The following is a 16,242-nucleotide window of genomic DNA, read 5'->3' as shown; positions in this document are numbered from 1 at the left end:
ACTGCCGTGTGGAGATACGGCAGTGCAGCACGGTGTTTCCAAAACAGCAACACATGCTTCTAAATACGCGCTAGGGATTGGCGCGACTCTCTGGAATACTCGGAGGCTGGATGCGCTGGCGCAAAACCGGCGCATCCTTTTTGTTTTAAAGCGCATGTGCAGCGCACCAAGACCAGCGCAATCGCAAAGCTGGTGAGGCATCTTGGCCCGGTGCCGGGATACCCGTTCGTTCATTCCAAGGAGTACACAATGACATTCAGCATCAAGATGGTTGCTGCGGCGGTGGCTTTTGCCGCAGGCGGCGCGGCGTTTGCGCAAAGCACCTTTGACAAGATCAACAGCACTGGCAAGGTGGTGGTGGGCGTGCGCGAGAGCTCGGCCCCGATGGCCTATGCGATTGGCTCCAACCAGACCTTTGGCGGCTACCACGTTGAGCTGTGCGAGCGCGTGCTCAAGGAAATCGCGCCCAAGGCCAAGATCGAATACATGGCGCTGACGGCGCAGAACACGATGCCGCTGGTGCAAAACGGCACCGTGGACATTGGCTGCGGCCCCACCACCAACAACCTGAGCCGCCAAAAGCAAGTGGCTTTTGCCGTGACCACCTATGTGAGCCAGGTGCGCGCAGCGGTGCGTGCGGACTCCAACATCACCAGCGTCAAGCAGCTCGATGGCAAGACGGTGGCAGCCTCGGCCGGTACCACCGCCGTGCAGCTGCTGCGCAAGTTCGCCAAGGACAACAGCATCAACCTGCCCACCACCTTGGGCAAGGACCATTTCGAGAGCTTCATGCTGCTCGAATCAGGCCGCGCTGACGCCTTTGTGCTCGACGACAACCTGCTCGCTGGTGTGATCGCGAACTCGGCCAACCCGGCTGGCTACAAGATCGTCGGCGAGGCGCTGGGGTCGGAGCCCATTGCGCTGCTGTTCCGCAAGGACGATCCGGCCTTCAAGAAGGCCGTGGACGACAGCCTGACCAAGATGATGAAGTCCGGCGAGCTGGCCAAGGTCTATGACAAGTGGTTCATGCAACCCATCCCGCCCAAGGGCCAGGCGCTGAACCTGCCGATGAGTGATACCCTGAAGAAGCTGCTGCAAGAGCCCAACGACAAGCCACTGGAAGCCTACGCGGACCAGTAAGCCGCGCGCTTGCACCCTGCACCCCACCCAGCCCCGGCTGGGTTTTTTTATGCCCGCAGGCCGCGCCTATCAGGCAGCGATGGCTGCGCCAAACATCGCATTTTTCATCGCAGGCACCGGCCTCAGCCATGTTGTGCGTAATTGGAATAATTTGCCGCGCTATTGTCGTTTGACCTGGCACAAGGCTCTGCCTAGCATGACGCGCAGTGTTGTCTTGGTGCCCAGCCGCTTTTTGGCCGGCCGCCAAGGACCGGTTTTCCCGTTTTATTAGCTATTGTTGATCTGGTACCCACGATGACCCACTTTGTGCACCCCGATGAGGTTCGTTCGCGCTTCTCCCGCGCCATGTCCGATATGTACCGCGACGAAGTGCCGCAATACGGCAACTTGATGGCGCTGGTGGCCCAGGTCAATGCTGAAGTGCTCAAGGCCCAGCCCGCACTGGCCAATGCAATGGCGCAGGCCGACGAGCTGGACCGCCTGGATGTGGAGCGCCATGGCGCCATCCGCGTGGGTACCAAGGAAGAGCTGTCCACCCTGCGCCGCCTGTTTGCCGTGATGGGCATGGAGGCCGTGGGCTACTACGACCTGTCGGTGGCGGGCGTGCCGGTGCACTCCACCGCCTTCCGGCCGGTGTTGGGCAGCTCGCTCAACCGCAACCCGTTTCGCGTGTTCACCTCGCTGCTGCGCCTGGACCTGCTCGCCGATGAAGCGCTGCGCGCGCAAGCCGCGGAGATTCTGGCCCGCCGCCAGATCTTTACCGAACGCGCACTGGCGCTGATCGCCCAGTGCGAAGCCGCTGGTGGCCTGAGCGATGCAGAGGCCGACGAGTTCGTGCGCGAAGCGCTGGAGACCTTCCGCTGGCACAGCGAGGCGACCGTGGATGCCGCCACCTACGACAAGCTGCACAAGGCGCACCGCCTGGTGGCCGATGTGGTCTGCTTCAAGGGCCCGCACATCAACCACCTGACGCCGCGCACCCTGGATATCGACGCCGCCCAGCTGGGCATGCCCGCCCATGGCATGGATGCCAAGGAGGTGGTCGAAGGCCCACCCCGCCGCGCCTGCCCGATCCTGCTGCGCCAGACCAGCTTCAAGGCGCTGCAGGAGCGCGTGAACTTCCCCGGCAGCGGCGACCAGGGCACGCACACCGCCCGCTTTGGCGAGATCGAGCAGCGCGGCGTGGCCCTGACCCGCAAGGGCCGCGCGCTGTACGACAGCCTGCTGGCCAATGTGCGCAGCATGGGCAATGCCGGCAGCGCCAGCGCCAACTACCAGGACCGCCTGGAGTCGTCCTTCGCCGCCTTCCCCGACAGCCATGACGCCATGCGCCAGCAAGGCCTGGCCTTTTACCGCTATGTGCTGCAGCAGCCGGTGGGCGATGCCTCGGCCGATATCGAGACCCTGATTGCCGATGGCGTGGTGCGTGCCGAGCCCATCGTGTACGAAGACTTTCTGCCGGTGAGCGCGGCCGGTATCTTCCAGTCCAACCTGGGCGGCGAAGAGCAAAAGCACTACGAGGCCAACCAGGCCCAGCAGGCCTTCGAGGCCGACCTGGGTGCCCAGGTGCATGACGAGATCGCGCTGTACCAGGCGATGCAGGATGCATCCTTGCAAGCGGTGCGCCAGGCCCTGGCGCAAGCCGACGTGGCAGAAAGCGTGGCCTGAGCGATGGCCGCCTCTGACCTGGCCATCCGCGACAACAGCGAACTGCTGAGCGCGCTGCACGCCATCGTGGGCGAAGTAGGGGTGCTGCAAGGCGCCGATATGGCCGCTTATGAAGAAGGCGCGCGCTACGGCCAGGGCCGTGCGCGCCTGGTGGTGCGCCCTGCCGATGTGGCGCAGGTGCAGGCCGTGGTGCGGCTGTGCGCCGAGCGCGGCATTGCGCTGCTGCCCCAAGGCGCGAACACCGGCATGGTGGGCGCCAGCACGCCGGACATGAGCGGCAGCCAGCTGGTGCTGAGCCTCTCGCGCCTGCGCAGCCACTGCGCGGTGGATGTGGCCAACCGCAGTGTGGTCGTCGATGCCGGCGTCACCCTGCAAGAGCTCAACGAGCAGCTCGAAGCCCATGGCCTCTGGTTCCCGATCGACCTGGGGGCCAACCCCTCGATCGGCGGCATGGTGGCCACCAACACCGGTGGCACGCGCCTGATCCGCTACGGCGATGTGCGCTCCAACCTGATGGCGCTGCAAGTGGTGCTGATGGACCCGCCCGGTGAGGTGGTGGAGCTGGGCCGCGCGCTGCGCAAGAACAATACCGGCGTGGACTGGAAGCAGCTGTTTGTCGGCGGCTCTGGCGCCGGCGCCATCGTGACGCAGGCCACCCTCCAGGTGCATGCCCGCCCGGCGCAGCGCGCCACGGCGCTGGTGGTTCCGGCCTCGGACGAGGCGGTGATGGAGCTGCTGCAGGCCTTTGAGCGCGACCTGGGCGATTGGCTGGCTGCGTTTGAAGGCATCTCGGGCAACGCGATGCAGGCGGCCATTGACCATGTGCCCAACCTGCGCAACCCCTTTGCGCCCGACGATGCGCCCGAGTTCGCCATCCTGGTCGAGCTGGAGGCCAATGCCGCTGCCAAATACAGCCAGCTGGATCTGCAAGAGGCGCTCAACAGCTTCTTGGAAGACCAGTTCGAGTCGACCATCGTCAACGCAGCCTTGGGTAATGCCACCGAGCTGTGGCACCTGCGCCATAGCATCAGCGAAGGCGCGCGGGCGCTGGGCAAGCCCATTGCGTTTGATGTGTCGGTGCCGCGCTCGCGCATCATGGAGTTCTGCCGCAAAGGCCGCGAACTGGTGGCGCGCGACTACCCCTTCCTCACGGTGGTGGACTTTGGCCATATCGCCGATGGCGGTGTGCACTTCAACGTCATCTGGCGCAAGGATGCCCCCGAACAGTACGACCCGGCCGTGGTGCAGCGCCTGCGTGATGCCATCTATGGCATGGTGGTGCAGGACTTTGCGGGCAGCTACAGCGCCGAGCATGGCGTGGGCCCCCACAACCAGGCCTATTACCAACGCTTTACGCCGCCGCTGCTACAGCAATGGGCCGATGGCTGGCGCGACCGGCTAGACCCCCAGCACCTTTGCGGCACCGTGGATTTGGGCACGGCCAAAAACTAAGACCCTGGCCATGCCTGCGTTGGCAGACATGGCCAACAACAACCAGAGACAACCCAGCGAGACAAGGCCATGTCCTTTTTTCAATTCACTCCCGCATTCGCCAACCCCCAGGGCTCGCCCATCCGCGAGCTGTTTCCCTACCTGAGCCGCCCGGGCATGATCTCGCTGGCGGGTGGCTATCCCTCGCCCAGCCTGTTTGACCAGGAAGGCCTGGCAGCGGCGGCCGCGCAGGCGATGACCACCGGCGCCACCGCGCTGCAGTACGGCGCCACCGAAGGCTCGCCCGCGCTGCGCGAGCAGCTGGCAGCCCAGTGCCAGGCCCGGGGCATCCGCTGCACAGCGGCTGACATGCTGGTGACTACCGGCTCGCAACAGGGCTTTGACCTGCTGCTGCGCGTGCTGATTCAGCCCGGCGATGCCGTCTGCGTGGAGACCCCGGCTTACCCCGCCACCCTTGCGGCGCTGCGCCAGGCGGGCGCCAGGATGCTGAGCACGCCGGTCGACGGCGATGGCCTGGATGTCGAAGCGCTGGCCGCCATGCTGGCTGCGCTGCCGGTGGCCGAGCGCCCCAAGCTGCTCTACACCGTGCCCAACTTCTCCAACCCCTGCGGCACCTTGCTGACACAACAGCGCCGCGAGCGCCTGGTGCAGCTGGCGCTGCAGTATGGCTTTGTCGTGGTCGAGGACGATCCTTACGGCGAGCTGGCCTTCACCGACGCCCGCCCAGCCCCCGTCTATGCCGCAGCCCAGCAGCAAGTGGGCGAGGCTGAGAACCCGGTGGTCTACCTGTCGAGCCTGTCCAAGACCGTGGCCCCCGGCCTGCGCGTGGGCTGGATGGTGGCCGACCCGGCCGTGCTGCGCCGCTGCACGGTGGCCAAGCAGACCAATGACCTCTGCACCTCGCCGCTGGCGCAAGCCGTGGCCGCCAGCTACCTGCAGTCGGGCCGCTATGGCCAGGCCGTCGCCAAGGCCTGCGCTGAATACCAGCGCCGCATGCTGGCCTTGACCCAGGGCCTGAAGGCGCGCCTGGGTGACCTGGTGCAGTTTGTGCAGCCCGCTGGCGGCATGTTTGTCTGGTTGACGTTTGATGCCCGCATCGATCCGCAAAAGCTGTTTGATGCCGCCGTCGCCGCCAACGTGATCTTTGTGCCGGGCAAAGCCTTTTATGCCGACAACGCCCATCTGCATTCGATGCGCCTGTCATTTGCCGCGCCCGATGTGGCGCAGATTGAGCAGGCGGTCGATAGGCTGGCAGAAGCATTTGATAAAGCCGGCTAATCGCTAGGCAAGCCATAGCACCCGAGCCCGTTGGCATCGAAGCTGACGGGCTTTCTTATTGACGTTTTGTGCTTGGCGCTGAGGCTGTCAGCCATGCGTTTCTGCATTCCGCAGATGTTGCTTTGGTATGTTGCTGTTAATTCAGGAGATTTTGGCAAGAATGCCGAGCAGAATGGCACTGTCTTGGACGCTATGCCGTGCAGGACTCAAGGCTCAACCGGGGGCGTGTGAGGGATCGGTCGGCATACCAGCCTGTTCTTTCGCCTGTACTCCGATCTTCTGGAGAAACGCCATGGCTGCTGCACTGTTTTCACGTCGTTCGCTGATGGTCGCTGCGGGCTTGCTGGCTTATAGCGCGCACGCGGCCTACCCTGATAAACCCATCAAGATCATTGTGCCCAGCGTGGCTGGCAGCAGCCCCGATGTATTGGTTCGCTTGGTCGGCAATGCGCTGTCGCTGCAGTTGGGCAAGCCGGTGGTGATCGAGAACAAGGGTGGGGCGGGGGGCAATATCGGCATGCAGGCGCTCGCCAACGCGGCGCCCGATGGTTACACGCTTGGCTACGGCAACAATGCGACGTTGACAACCAATGAGTTTCTGTTCAGCAGGCTGCCCTATGACCCGCGCAGCCTGGTGCCGGTTGGGGGCATTGCCACGACCAGCAGTTTCTTGCTGGTCAACAACCTGGTGCCCGCCACATCGGTGACGGAACTGGTGACCTATATCAACAGCTCGGATGCGCCGGTGCATTATGGGTCCGGCGGCATTGGTACCACCAGCCATCTGGGCGCGGAGTGGTTCAAAACCAAGATGGGGCTGCAATCGGCAGTGCACGTCCCGTACAAGGGCTCACCTCAGGCACTGAACGATTTGGTCGGTGGCACTTTGCAGTTTTACTTTGAAAACATCGTTACCGCTGCGCCGCAGCTGCAAGCGGGCAAAGTACGCGCGTTAGCCGTGACAAGCGCCGAGCGCTCCCCCCAGTATCCAGACATACCGACTATGCAGGAAGCGGGTGTCCAGGGATTTGTAATGAACGCATGGGGAGGGTTGCTGGTACCACCGGGCACACCGCAGAAGGTGCTGACGCGGCTGAACACGGCATTGAACCAAGTGCTCCAGATGCCCGAGATCAGGGCGCAGCTGGAAAAGATGGCCTACATCCCGCTGGCGGGGGCTCCTGAGGATTTCGGGGCGCTGGCCGACTCAGAGCGTGCGCAATGGGGGGCCGTGGTGAAAGCAAGTGGTGCCAAGGTGGAATGAGGTCGCGCCTGTCTACTGCATTCCGTTGGTGCAGGGAATCCATCCATCCTCTTTGGGCGAGCAAGCATCTTTGGGCGAGCAAGCAAGATGAAGACGCAGGCATTTGATGTGGTAATCCGAGGCGGTGTGGTCATCGACGGCAGTAACTGCCCCCGCTACAGAGCCGATGTAGGCATTCGAGGCACGATGATTGCCGCCATGGGTGACCTGTCCTCAGCCACCGCCCATCGGGTTATCGACGCCAACGGCAAGATAGTGGCACCCGGCTTTATTGATGCGCACTCGCATGACGACCAGGCGCTGCTGCTGCAGCCGCAGATGGAGTGCAAGCTCTCACAAGGGGTGACGGCAGTGGTGACCGGCAACTGCGGTATTAGCGCTGCGCCGCTCTACCCGGATTCGCCGATGCCCGCGCCGCTGAACCTGCTCAGCGATGCTGCCATGCGGTTCACGACCTTTCAAGCCTATGTGCAGACGCTGCGCACATCACCGCCTGCGGTGCATGTGATTCCGCTGGTGGGCCATACCAACCTGCGGGTGTTGGCAATGGCAGACCTGAACCGGGCGGCCACTGCGGAAGAAATTGTTCAAATGCGGGCATTGCTGCGTGAGGCGCTGGTGGCTGGAGCAGTGGGGCTGTCATCGGGCACCTATTACCCGCCCGCTGCAGCTGCGACCATGCAAGAGGTGTGCGATGTAGCCCAACCCTTGGCCGAATTTGGCGCGCTGTATGTGAGTCATATGCGTGACGAGGCTGTGCACAGCCAGCAGTCGATTGATGAGACCTTGCAGATTGGACAGCACGCGCAGGCCGCCGTCGTCATTTCGCACCACAAGCTGCAGGGTCAGGCCAACTGGGGGAATTCGGCGCAGACATTGCCGCAGATCGAAGCGGCCATGCACTGCCAGTGCGTGGCACTTGATTGCTATCCCTACCACGCCAGCTCCACCATGCTGCACCTGCAGGAAGAGCGCTTGTCCGGCAAGATCGTGATAGCCGACAGCGGACCTCATCCCGAACTGCAAGGCAAGGAGCTGGGCGACATCGCCAGGGACTGGCAGGTGTCTCGCGCCGAAGCCTCCAACCGCCTGCAACCGGCCAGCGCCATTTATTTCAACATGGATGAGGGTGATGTGCAGCGCATTTTGCAGTTTGCTCCCACCATGATTGGCTCAGATGGCGTGCCCTCCAACGAGCGACCGCACCCGCGCCTGTGGGGTACCTTCCCCCGCGTGCTGGGGCACTACAGCCGTGATCTGGGCCTGCTCCCGCTGGAGACCGCCGTCTGGAAAATGACGGGCCTCACTGCCCAGGTCTTTGGTATCGAAAAGCGAGGTGTGTTGGTCGAAGGCCATTACGCAGACCTGTGCGTGTTTGATCCCCAGGCCGTGCGTGATACCGCTACCTATGACGATCCGAAACAGCCCGCTGTCGGCATCGACTGTGTCATTGTCAATGGCGCCATCGCCTACGAGCAGGGTGCTTACCAAGGAAGTCGGACGGGCACCGTGTTGCGGCGCACGTTGCCTGCCAAGACAAGCCCAGGCTTGCAGATACTGGCTGAGCCAGGGAGCCGCCTGTAAGCCGTACCTCGGTCGCTGACATCGCCTTCGAAAACCATGGCACACCATCGCGCCAGAGCCCACAGAATGTGGGCTGTGGCATTTGTCACCAAGATGGGCGCAATGGTTGGCCACCCGGCCCAGGTACCGCTATGGTGACCGCTTAGAAGTCGTAACGCATGCCCACATTCACGCTGCGCGGCGCTCCCCAGGTGTAGTACAGGCCAATGGCGCTGAAGTTGTTCACACCCGCTTTGTAGTGCTTGTCCAGCGCGTTGTTGACGTTCAGGCTGAAGGACAGTTGCTTGTCGACCTGGTAGCGGGCCATCAGGTCCAGCACCGCGTAGCTGCTTTGTTCCAGGGTAGCAGCGCTGTTGCTGACGGAGGTCTTGTCCTGCCAGCGGGTGGAGGCACCGACGGTCAGGCCACGCAGCGCGCCTTCGTCAAAGCGGTAGGTGCTGCCCAGCTTGAACTGGTACTCGGGGTACTGGCTGGTGTTGCTCAGCGAGCTGTTTTGCCGCACCAGGCTGCCCTGGGCCTGCCAGCCGCGCGCCAGCTCGCCCGACAGCTCCAGCTCCCAGCCGTGGCGGGTGGCAGAGGCGACGGAGCGGTAGGCGGTGTCGCCACCAGGGGTGAGGCCACCGGTTTCCTCGGCGGTATTCTTGGTCTTGATCCAGTAGTGGCTGATGCTGGCGTTGAGGCGCTTGTCAAAGAACTCGCCCTTGATGCCGACCTCATAGGTGTTGCCTTCTTCGGGCTTGAGGGTGCGGCCCTGCTCGTCCTGCGAGGTCTGGGGTTGGAAGATGCTGGCGTAGCTGGCGTAGGCCGACATGTTGGGGTGGAAGTCGTAGACCAGACCGGCGTAGGGCGTGTAGACCGCGCTCTCGTTCATGTCGTAGTTCCACCAGTAGGGGGTGATGTCGCGCTCCTCGAACTTGGTCACGCGCAAGCCGGCAATCAGCTGCAGCGGATCGCTGAGCTGAAAGCGGCCAGCCGCATAGGCGTAGCGCTGTTTTTGGCTGAAGCGGTTGTTGCCATAGGTCCAGCTGCTGGTGTCGGGCTCGGGCAGGTAGGCGCCGCCCTGGTCGTAGCTGGTGCCCAGGCCATCGAGCGGCAGCAGGGTCAGCGCGTTCAACGGCAGCTTGACGCTGCTTTGGAAGCGCGAGATACCGATGCCGGCGAGCAGCTCATGCTGGCGGCCCAGCAGACTGAACGGGCCCTTGATGTCCAGGTTCACGGTCCAGTTGTCGTTGCGCATGTCCAGCCAGCGGCCATAGTTCAGCCGGTCCTGGTCGTAGAGGTAGCCGGCAAACATGTCATCCATGCGCACCTGCTGGTGCGAGAACTTGAGGCTGGTGGACCAGCCATTGCCCAGGCGCTGCTCCAGGCTGCCGAAGAGGTTGAGCGCGTTCTGGTCATAACCGCCCCAGGGCGCGCCGGTGTTGAACGAACGCGGACGGTCGGGCGTTTTGACACCGGCGCGGGTGTAGCCCTGGATGGGTTGGGTGGTGCCGATGCCGTTGGCCGCACGCTGGCGGTAGGTAAAGCCGACATTCAACAAGGTGTCCGGGCTGAGGTCCGCTTCCAGGGTGCCGAACAGCATCTTGCTTCTGCTGTCTTCATGGTCGCGAAAGCTGCCCGCATCGGTGGCTGAGGCGACCAGGCGGCCACGCAGGGTGCCCGCCTCGTTGAGCGGGCCGCCGATATCGGCCTGCGCGCGGTAGCTGTCCCAGCTGCCGGCGCTGGCCTGCACGCTGGCCTGGAAGGTCCGTGTGGGGCGCTTGCGCACCATGTTGACGGTGGCGCCGTATTCGCCCTTGCCAACCACCAGGCCCGACGAGCCCTTGAGCACATCGATGTGGTCGATCTCGGCCATGTCGTCGAGCGAGAACAGGGTGCTGGTCAGGTAGTACCAGCCGCTGCGCACTTGGGCCATGCCATCGGTCTGCAGGTTGACCGAAGTGCCGCGCGCCTGGAAATCGGTGGCATTGCCCTGGCGGTAGGTGCCGATGCCCGGGGTCTGCTCCATCACATCGGTCAAGGTGTCGAGCTTGAAGTCGTCCATGCGCTGGCGCGTCATCACGCTGACCGACTGCAGGGTTTCGCGCAGGCTCAGGCTCAAGCCCGTGGCGGTGGCGCTGGGGCCGCGCTGGGTATAGCTGCCCGTGCCTTCGGTGGCACCATCGCGCTGGGCATCGGCCGTCACGGTGACGGTCGCCAGGGTCGCGCCTTCTTCCCCCACCGAGGCGGCCTTGATCACCACCGCCTGGCCTTCCACCGTGGCCACCAGGCCGGTGCCGGCCACCAGGCGGTCCAGCGCCTGGTTGGGCGTCAAGGTGCCGACGATGGCTGGTGCCCGCTTACCGGCGACCAGGCCTTGCTGGGCAATCAGCTGGATGCGCGTTTGCCGCGCCCAGTCGTTGAGCGCCTCGGCCAGCGGCTGTGCCGGGATGCTGAAGGCCAGTGGGGTGGTCGGCAGTGCGGCGCTTTGCGCATGGGCTGCTACGGAGCCCAAGGCCAGGGCCATGGCCAAAGCCAGCGGAGCGGGACGCAGAAGGGGGTACGACATGGAGGTCCTCAAAGTAGTCAATGCAAATCATTCCTACTGAGGTAGACGCACGAGTTCCGAGAAATACGGTAGTCAGCGCGAAAAATATTAAAATTTTCTGGGGCTTGGCGACGTCAACGCAGCGCGCGTATTTCCAGTCCGCCCGCCACCTGCTGCAGTCGCACCGGCAGCGCATGGGGCAGCACCTTGCGCAAGGTCTGGGTATCGCTGGGGTCAAAGGTGCCGCTCAGGCGCAACGCGGCCACGGCCGGGTCGCTGATTGTCAGGCCCGTGCTGCCATAACGCTCAAACTCGGCCAGCGCCTGCGCAAGCGGCGTGTTGACAAAGCTGATGCGGTGCTCGCGCCAGGCGGCAATGCCTTCGGCGGCGACCGCTTGGATGGGGCTCAGGCCACCTTCGGGGTTGGCGCTGATCTGCTGGCCGGCCACCAAGGTCTGGGCTTCGGGGAGCTGCGTCAGCGCGGGGCCGGGCGCGCCATCGCGGCGTACCACGCGCACCTTGCCTTCTTCGACGGCCACGCGCACGCCATCGCTGTCAGCCAGACCCGGTGTATAGCGTACCGAAAACCGGGTGCCCACCACGGTGATGCCGACCGGGCCGCTCAGCACATGGAAAGGGCGCTGCGGAGCGGCCTGCACGCTGAACAGGGCCTGGCCTTCGTGCAGCAGCACTTCGCGGCGGTCGCGGTAGTAGGCCACCTCCAGCCGGGTGGCGGTATCGAGGCGCAGCTCGCTGCCATCGGGCAGCTGTACCTGCAGCTGCTGGCCGCGCTGCGAGGCATAGGCCTGTTTGAACACGGGTTGCGCCTGCCAGTGCTGCCAGGCCAGCAGGCCCGTGCCGCTGGTCATCACGATCGCAGCGGCCATGCCCAGCGATGGCAACAGCCAGCGGCGGCGCAAGGCTGGCAGGGCTGCGGCAGGCGCAGGCGCAGACGCTGCTGCGGCCGGGCGCGGCGTGGGGGCAGCAGCGGCCGTGGCGCTTGGCAGCGCCTTGTCATGCGCCAGGTTGCGGCGCAACTGGGCGATGGCATCGGCTGGCATGGCATCGATCGCGCGCCAGTGCTGCTCCCACTGCACATAGGCGGCGCGGTGCGCGGCATCGGCCGCCAGCCACTGCTGCAAGGCCTGCTCTTCCGCCGTGCTCCAGCTCTCGCGCTGGCGCCGGACAAACCAGTCCAGCACCTGCTGGCGCAGGCCGGCGGTGTTCTCTGGTGGCAGGGGCGATGCGTTCATCTCGTGGTCAATTCTGGAGTCGGAGGCGGGCATGGGCGGCTCATGGCTTGGCGCGTCTGGTGCGGGCGCGTCCATGGCGGGCATGTGCAGCACCGTCGAGCCGGTCCTGGCAACGCCAGCAGGCCTCCATCGCGATTTGCAGCTGCATCTCGACCGTGCGGGTGGAGATGCCCATGTGCTCGGCGATCTGGGCATAGCTCAGGCCGTCGAACTTGTAGAGCATAAAGGCTTCGCGGCAGCGCGGGGGCAATTGGTCGATGGTGGCGACCAGGGCCGCCAGACCTTCGCGCGAGGCCAGGATGGTCTCGGGCTCCAGGGTGCGCGGGCCCGGCAGGTGCTCCAGCGCCGGCTCATCGCCGGCTGCGGGCGCTGCGGTCTCCAGCTCGGCGCGAATGCTGCTGCGCCGGTGCTGGTCGATGACCAGGTTGCGGGCGGTGCGGTAGAGCAGCGCGCGCGGGTCATGCACGGCCTGGCCGGTCTGCTGGGCCGCCAGCACGCGGGCATAGCTCTCCTGGGCCAGATCGGCCGACGTGTCGCGGTCCTGTACCGATCGGGACAGAAAGTTCAGCAGTTCGCGGTAGTAGCGCTCAAACACCAGGCGGCCGTTGCAAAAAGGGAAAGAGGGGACTTCGCAACCGGTGGACGCCGTCGCCGTGGCCAGGAACGCAGTCCTGCCATATACGCAAATGGGAATTGTTATCATTATCGCTGATTGCTGGCCCCGCTCCACCAATGCCGCTGGGCTTGGAGGGGGATGGCGCACGCTTATCCCAAGGGACTGGATTTGCGCCGCCAGCCACATGCAGATCTTCCGCTGGCACTGCTTGCTGCGCGGGTGATGGCGCCTGGCAGATCGGCGCATGCGCCGATGGATCGCCCCTTCATGGCAGGCCAGCTTTGCGCACTTTCGCAAAAGCCCAGAACGCCAGGTTCGCGCCAGGCCAGCCCCGCCTCGTGGCCGGACTGAAGCGTCAGTCGTAGCGTTTGCCTAGTGTTTTTACCAGTGCGTAAAACTTTAATCGGGCATTTAATGGTTCCCTAAGTGCTGCGGCAACAGCAGCACAGGACAGATCAAACACCCACGATGAGGGCCTGATGAACCCTCCCTGGTTGGTGCAGCTTTGGCGGTGAATGGATGGCGCAGCCATGCCATTGGCCGGACTTGTTGTAGAGGCAGTGGCGCGGTCGCAGGCGGCATGGTGATGGAGCCGTTCGCACTCGCGCTGGTAACCCAGTCGAGGAGGATGAGTCATGAACGGACCCACAGGATGCGGTGTGCGCGCAGGACGGCTTGGCGCGGACCAATACGCTGAAAATTTCTCGGATGCGCACCCGCCGCTGACATGGGCGCAGGCATCGATCGAAGCCGAGCGCTGTTACTACTGCTACGACGCGCCCTGCGCCACGGCCTGCCCGACCAGCATCGATGTGCCCAGCTTCATTGCCCGCATTGCGCAGGACAACATCCGGGGCGCGGCCAAGACCATTCTCGAATCGAACCCGCTGGGGGGCATGTGCGCCCGGGTGTGCCCGACCGAGGTGCTGTGCGAGCAGGCCTGCGTGCGCAACACCCATGAGGACAAGCCGGTGGAAATTGGCGCGCTGCAGCGCTATGCCACCGACCGCTTCATGGCAGCGGGCGGCGCGCCGCTGTTCCAACGCGCCGAGCCCACCGGCAAGAAGGTGGCCGTTGTGGGCGCTGGTCCGGCCGGGCTCGCCTGTGCGCACCTGCTGGCCTTGCAGGGCCATGATGTCAGCCTGCTCGATGCCAAACCCAAGCTCGGCGGCTTGAACGAGTACGGCCTGGCCAGCTACAAGACCACCGATGATTTTGCGCAGCGGGAAATTGACTGGCTGCTGTCGGTGGGTGGCATTGCCCCGCGCAACAACCAGCGGCTGGGCCGCGACTTTAGCGTGGACAGCCTGCTGGCCAGCCATGATGCGGTGTTTCTGGGCCTGGGCCTGGCAGGGGTCAATGACCTGGGTATTGCCGAGCCCGCCGCCCAGGGCCTGCGCAATGCGGTCGATTTCATTGCCGATATCCGCCAGGCGCCCGACAAATCCACGGTGCCGGTAGGCCGGCGTGTGGTGGTGATTGGCGGGGGCATGACGGCCGTGGACGCGGCCGTCCAAGCGCGCCTGCTGGGTGCCCAGGAAGTCACCATCGTCTACCGGCGTGGTCAGGATGCGATGTCGGCCTCCGCGGTGGAGCAGCAATGGGCGCAGACCCATGGCGTGACGATCCGGCTGTGGGCGGCGCCGCAGGAAGTGCTGGTGGACAACGGTGCCGTCAGCGGCATCCGCCTGGCGGCCACGCAGCAGGTCGATGGCAAGCTGCAAACCACCGGCGAGACCGAGGTGCTGGCGGCCGACATGGTGCTCAAGGCCATCGGCCAGAGCTATATCGCCGAGCCCGCCGGCGCACGTATCGCCCTCAAGGCCGGGCGAATCGAGACGGACGAAGATGGCCAGACCAGCCTGGAGCGGGTCTGGGCGGGAGGCGACTGCCGCTGGGGCGGCCGAGACCTGACGGTGGAAGCCGTGGAGCACGGCAAACGCGCCGCAGCGGCCATGCACCGCATGTTGATGCGCGAAGTGGGTGTCAGCGCCTAAGCGCACGCCCAGCCCTCTTTCCACCGAACCTAGGAGTCGCCATGGCCGATATTCGCAGCAATTTTCTGGGCATCCGCAGCCCCAACCCTTTCTGGCTGGCCTCTGCGCCGCCGACCGACAAGGAGATCAACGTCACCCGCGCCTACGAGGCGGGCTGGGGCGGTGTGGTCTGGAAGACGCTGGGCGAGGACCCGCATGTGGTCAACGTCAACGGGCCGCGTTACTCCACCTTGATGTCGCAGGACCGGCGGGTCATGGGCCTGAACAATATCGAGCTGATCACCGACCGCCCCTTGCAGATCAACCTGGAGGAGATGACCCGGGTGAAGCGGGCCTGGCCCGATCGCGCGCTGATTGCGTCGCTGATGGTGCCCTGCGTCGAAGAGAGCTGGAAGCGCATCCTGCCGATGGTGGAGGACACGGGTGCCGATGGCATTGAGCTGAACTTTGGCTGCCCGCACGGCATGAGCGAGCGCGGCATGGGCGCTGCGGTGGGTCAGGTGCCCGAGTACATCCAGATGGTCACCGAATGGTGCAAGCACTACAGCCGGCTGCCGGTGATTGTGAAGCTCACGCCCAACATCACCGATGTGCGCTTTCCGGCGCGCGCGGCCAAGGCGGGCGGGGCGGATGCGGTGTCGCTGATCAACACCATCAACTCGGTGATGGGCGTGAACCTGGACACCTTGGTGATGCACCCCAGCACCGATGGCAAGGGCTCGCACGGCGGCTACTGCGGCCCGGCAGTCAAGCCGATTGCGCAGAATATGGTGGCCGAGATCGCCCGAGATCCGCAAACCGCTGGCCTGCCGATCTCCGGCATTGGCGGCATCACCACCTGGAAGGATGCGGCCGAATACATTGCGCTGGGCTGCGGCACGGTGCAGGTCTGCACCGCTGCGATGGTCTATGGCTTCAAGATCGTGCAGGACATGTGCGATGGCCTGTCGCATTACATGGACGCGCATGGCTTCAAGACCATCGAAGACTTCCAGGGCCGCGCCGTGCCCACCGTCAGGGACTGGAAGGACCTGAACCTCAACCACATCGACAAGGCCGTGATCGACCAGGACAGCTGCATCCAGTGCGGGCGCTGCCATGTGGTCTGCGAAGACACCTCGCACCAGGCCATCTTCTACCAAAAGGGTGCGGCCGGTGAGCGCCGTTTTGAGGTGAACGAGGCCGAGTGCGTGGGCTGCAACCTCTGCGTGTCGATCTGCCCGGTGCCCGACACGATTTCGATGCGCAGTCTGCAGCCCGGCGAGGTGGATGCGCGTACCGGCAAGACCGTCACCGGCGAGTGTGCGAACTGGACCACCCACCCCAACAACCCGTCACGGGTGGACGCGCAGATCTCCCCTTGAGCGGCGAGCGCGCCATCCGTTGTGGTGGCGCGCTTTTTGCATGACCCGATGTGCTACAGGATGGAAACCAAGACTTTGGATTTGGACGCTTAGAACCTA

11 protein-coding genes are annotated in these 16,242 nt (G+C 64.5%); 8 read left to right on the top strand and 3 right to left on the bottom strand.

All coding sequences use genetic code 11. The annotated features are described in order from the left end of the window. Window positions 1-249 precede the first annotated feature (249 nt). From ACPEE1_RS19265 to ACPEE1_RS19240, 6 genes are all read left to right on the top strand, one after another. Window positions 250-1,140, top strand: a complete 891-nt coding sequence (locus ACPEE1_RS19265) for a transporter substrate-binding domain-containing protein (protein ID WP_116924577.1) — start codon at window positions 250-252, stop codon at window positions 1,138-1,140. A 294-nt stretch (window positions 1,141-1,434) separates the two neighbouring features. Further along, a complete protein-coding gene (hglS, locus tag ACPEE1_RS19260; protein WP_260718903.1) occupies window positions 1,435-2,808 on the top strand; it encodes a 2-oxoadipate dioxygenase/decarboxylase HglS in 1,374 nt (457 codons plus the stop codon). A gap of 3 nt (window positions 2,809-2,811) precedes the next feature. Next, window positions 2,812-4,260 carry an FAD-binding oxidoreductase gene (locus tag ACPEE1_RS19255; protein WP_423934464.1) on the top strand — a complete coding sequence of 483 codons (1,449 nt, stop codon included), beginning with the start codon at window positions 2,812-2,814 and terminating at the stop codon, window positions 4,258-4,260. Between the two features lie 69 nt (window positions 4,261-4,329). Next, on the top strand, window positions 4,330-5,538 hold the full coding sequence (locus tag ACPEE1_RS19250; RefSeq protein WP_116924580.1) for a PLP-dependent aminotransferase family protein: 1,209 nt from the start codon (window positions 4,330-4,332) through the stop codon (window positions 5,536-5,538). A 292-nt stretch (window positions 5,539-5,830) separates the two neighbouring features. Then, window positions 5,831-6,802, top strand: a complete 972-nt coding sequence (locus ACPEE1_RS19245) for a Bug family tripartite tricarboxylate transporter substrate binding protein (protein ID WP_165841114.1) — start codon at window positions 5,831-5,833, stop codon at window positions 6,800-6,802. 87 nt (window positions 6,803-6,889) lie between these two features. Beyond that, window positions 6,890-8,386, top strand: a complete 1,497-nt coding sequence (locus ACPEE1_RS19240; RefSeq protein WP_423934460.1) for an N-acyl-D-amino-acid deacylase family protein — start codon at window positions 6,890-6,892, stop codon at window positions 8,384-8,386. A gap of 142 nt (window positions 8,387-8,528) precedes the next feature. Here ACPEE1_RS19240 and ACPEE1_RS19235 read toward each other — a convergent pair whose 3' ends face one another. The 3 genes from ACPEE1_RS19235 to ACPEE1_RS19225 all read right to left on the bottom strand — a co-directional run bounded on the left by ACPEE1_RS19235 (window position 8,529) and on the right by ACPEE1_RS19225 (window position 12,761). Next, window positions 8,529-10,934 (bottom strand): TonB-dependent siderophore receptor, encoded by a 2,406-nt coding sequence (locus tag ACPEE1_RS19235; RefSeq protein ID WP_423934457.1) that lies wholly within the window; start codon window positions 10,932-10,934, stop codon window positions 8,529-8,531. 113 nt (window positions 10,935-11,047) lie between these two features. Continuing rightward, window positions 11,048-12,199, bottom strand: coding sequence for a FecR family protein (locus ACPEE1_RS19230; RefSeq protein WP_232539534.1), 1,152 nt, complete (start codon window positions 12,197-12,199; stop codon window positions 11,048-11,050). A 7-nt stretch (window positions 12,200-12,206) separates the two neighbouring features. Then, window positions 12,207-12,761, bottom strand: a complete 555-nt coding sequence (locus ACPEE1_RS19225) for a sigma-70 family RNA polymerase sigma factor (protein ID WP_423936471.1) — start codon at window positions 12,759-12,761, stop codon at window positions 12,207-12,209. A 656-nt stretch (window positions 12,762-13,417) separates the two neighbouring features. On the opposite strand from ACPEE1_RS19225, the gene ACPEE1_RS19220 reads away from it, so the two are divergent. Together ACPEE1_RS19220 and preA are read left to right on the top strand one after the other, a co-directional pair. Next, a complete protein-coding gene (locus ACPEE1_RS19220) occupies window positions 13,418-14,779 on the top strand; it encodes an NAD(P)-dependent oxidoreductase (RefSeq protein WP_182345040.1) in 1,362 nt (453 codons plus the stop codon). Window positions 14,780-14,820: 41 nt separating this feature from the next. Continuing rightward, a complete protein-coding gene (gene preA / locus ACPEE1_RS19215; RefSeq protein ID WP_423934454.1) occupies window positions 14,821-16,143 on the top strand; it encodes an NAD-dependent dihydropyrimidine dehydrogenase subunit PreA in 1,323 nt (440 codons plus the stop codon). Window positions 16,144-16,242 lie beyond the last annotated feature (99 nt).

This window comes from Comamonas sp. 23 (assembly GCF_049601575.1).
GTDB classification, from domain to species: Bacteria; Pseudomonadota; Gammaproteobacteria; order Burkholderiales; family Burkholderiaceae_C; genus Comamonas; species Comamonas squillarum.
This window is presented reverse-complemented; position numbering and strand designations above follow the sequence as displayed.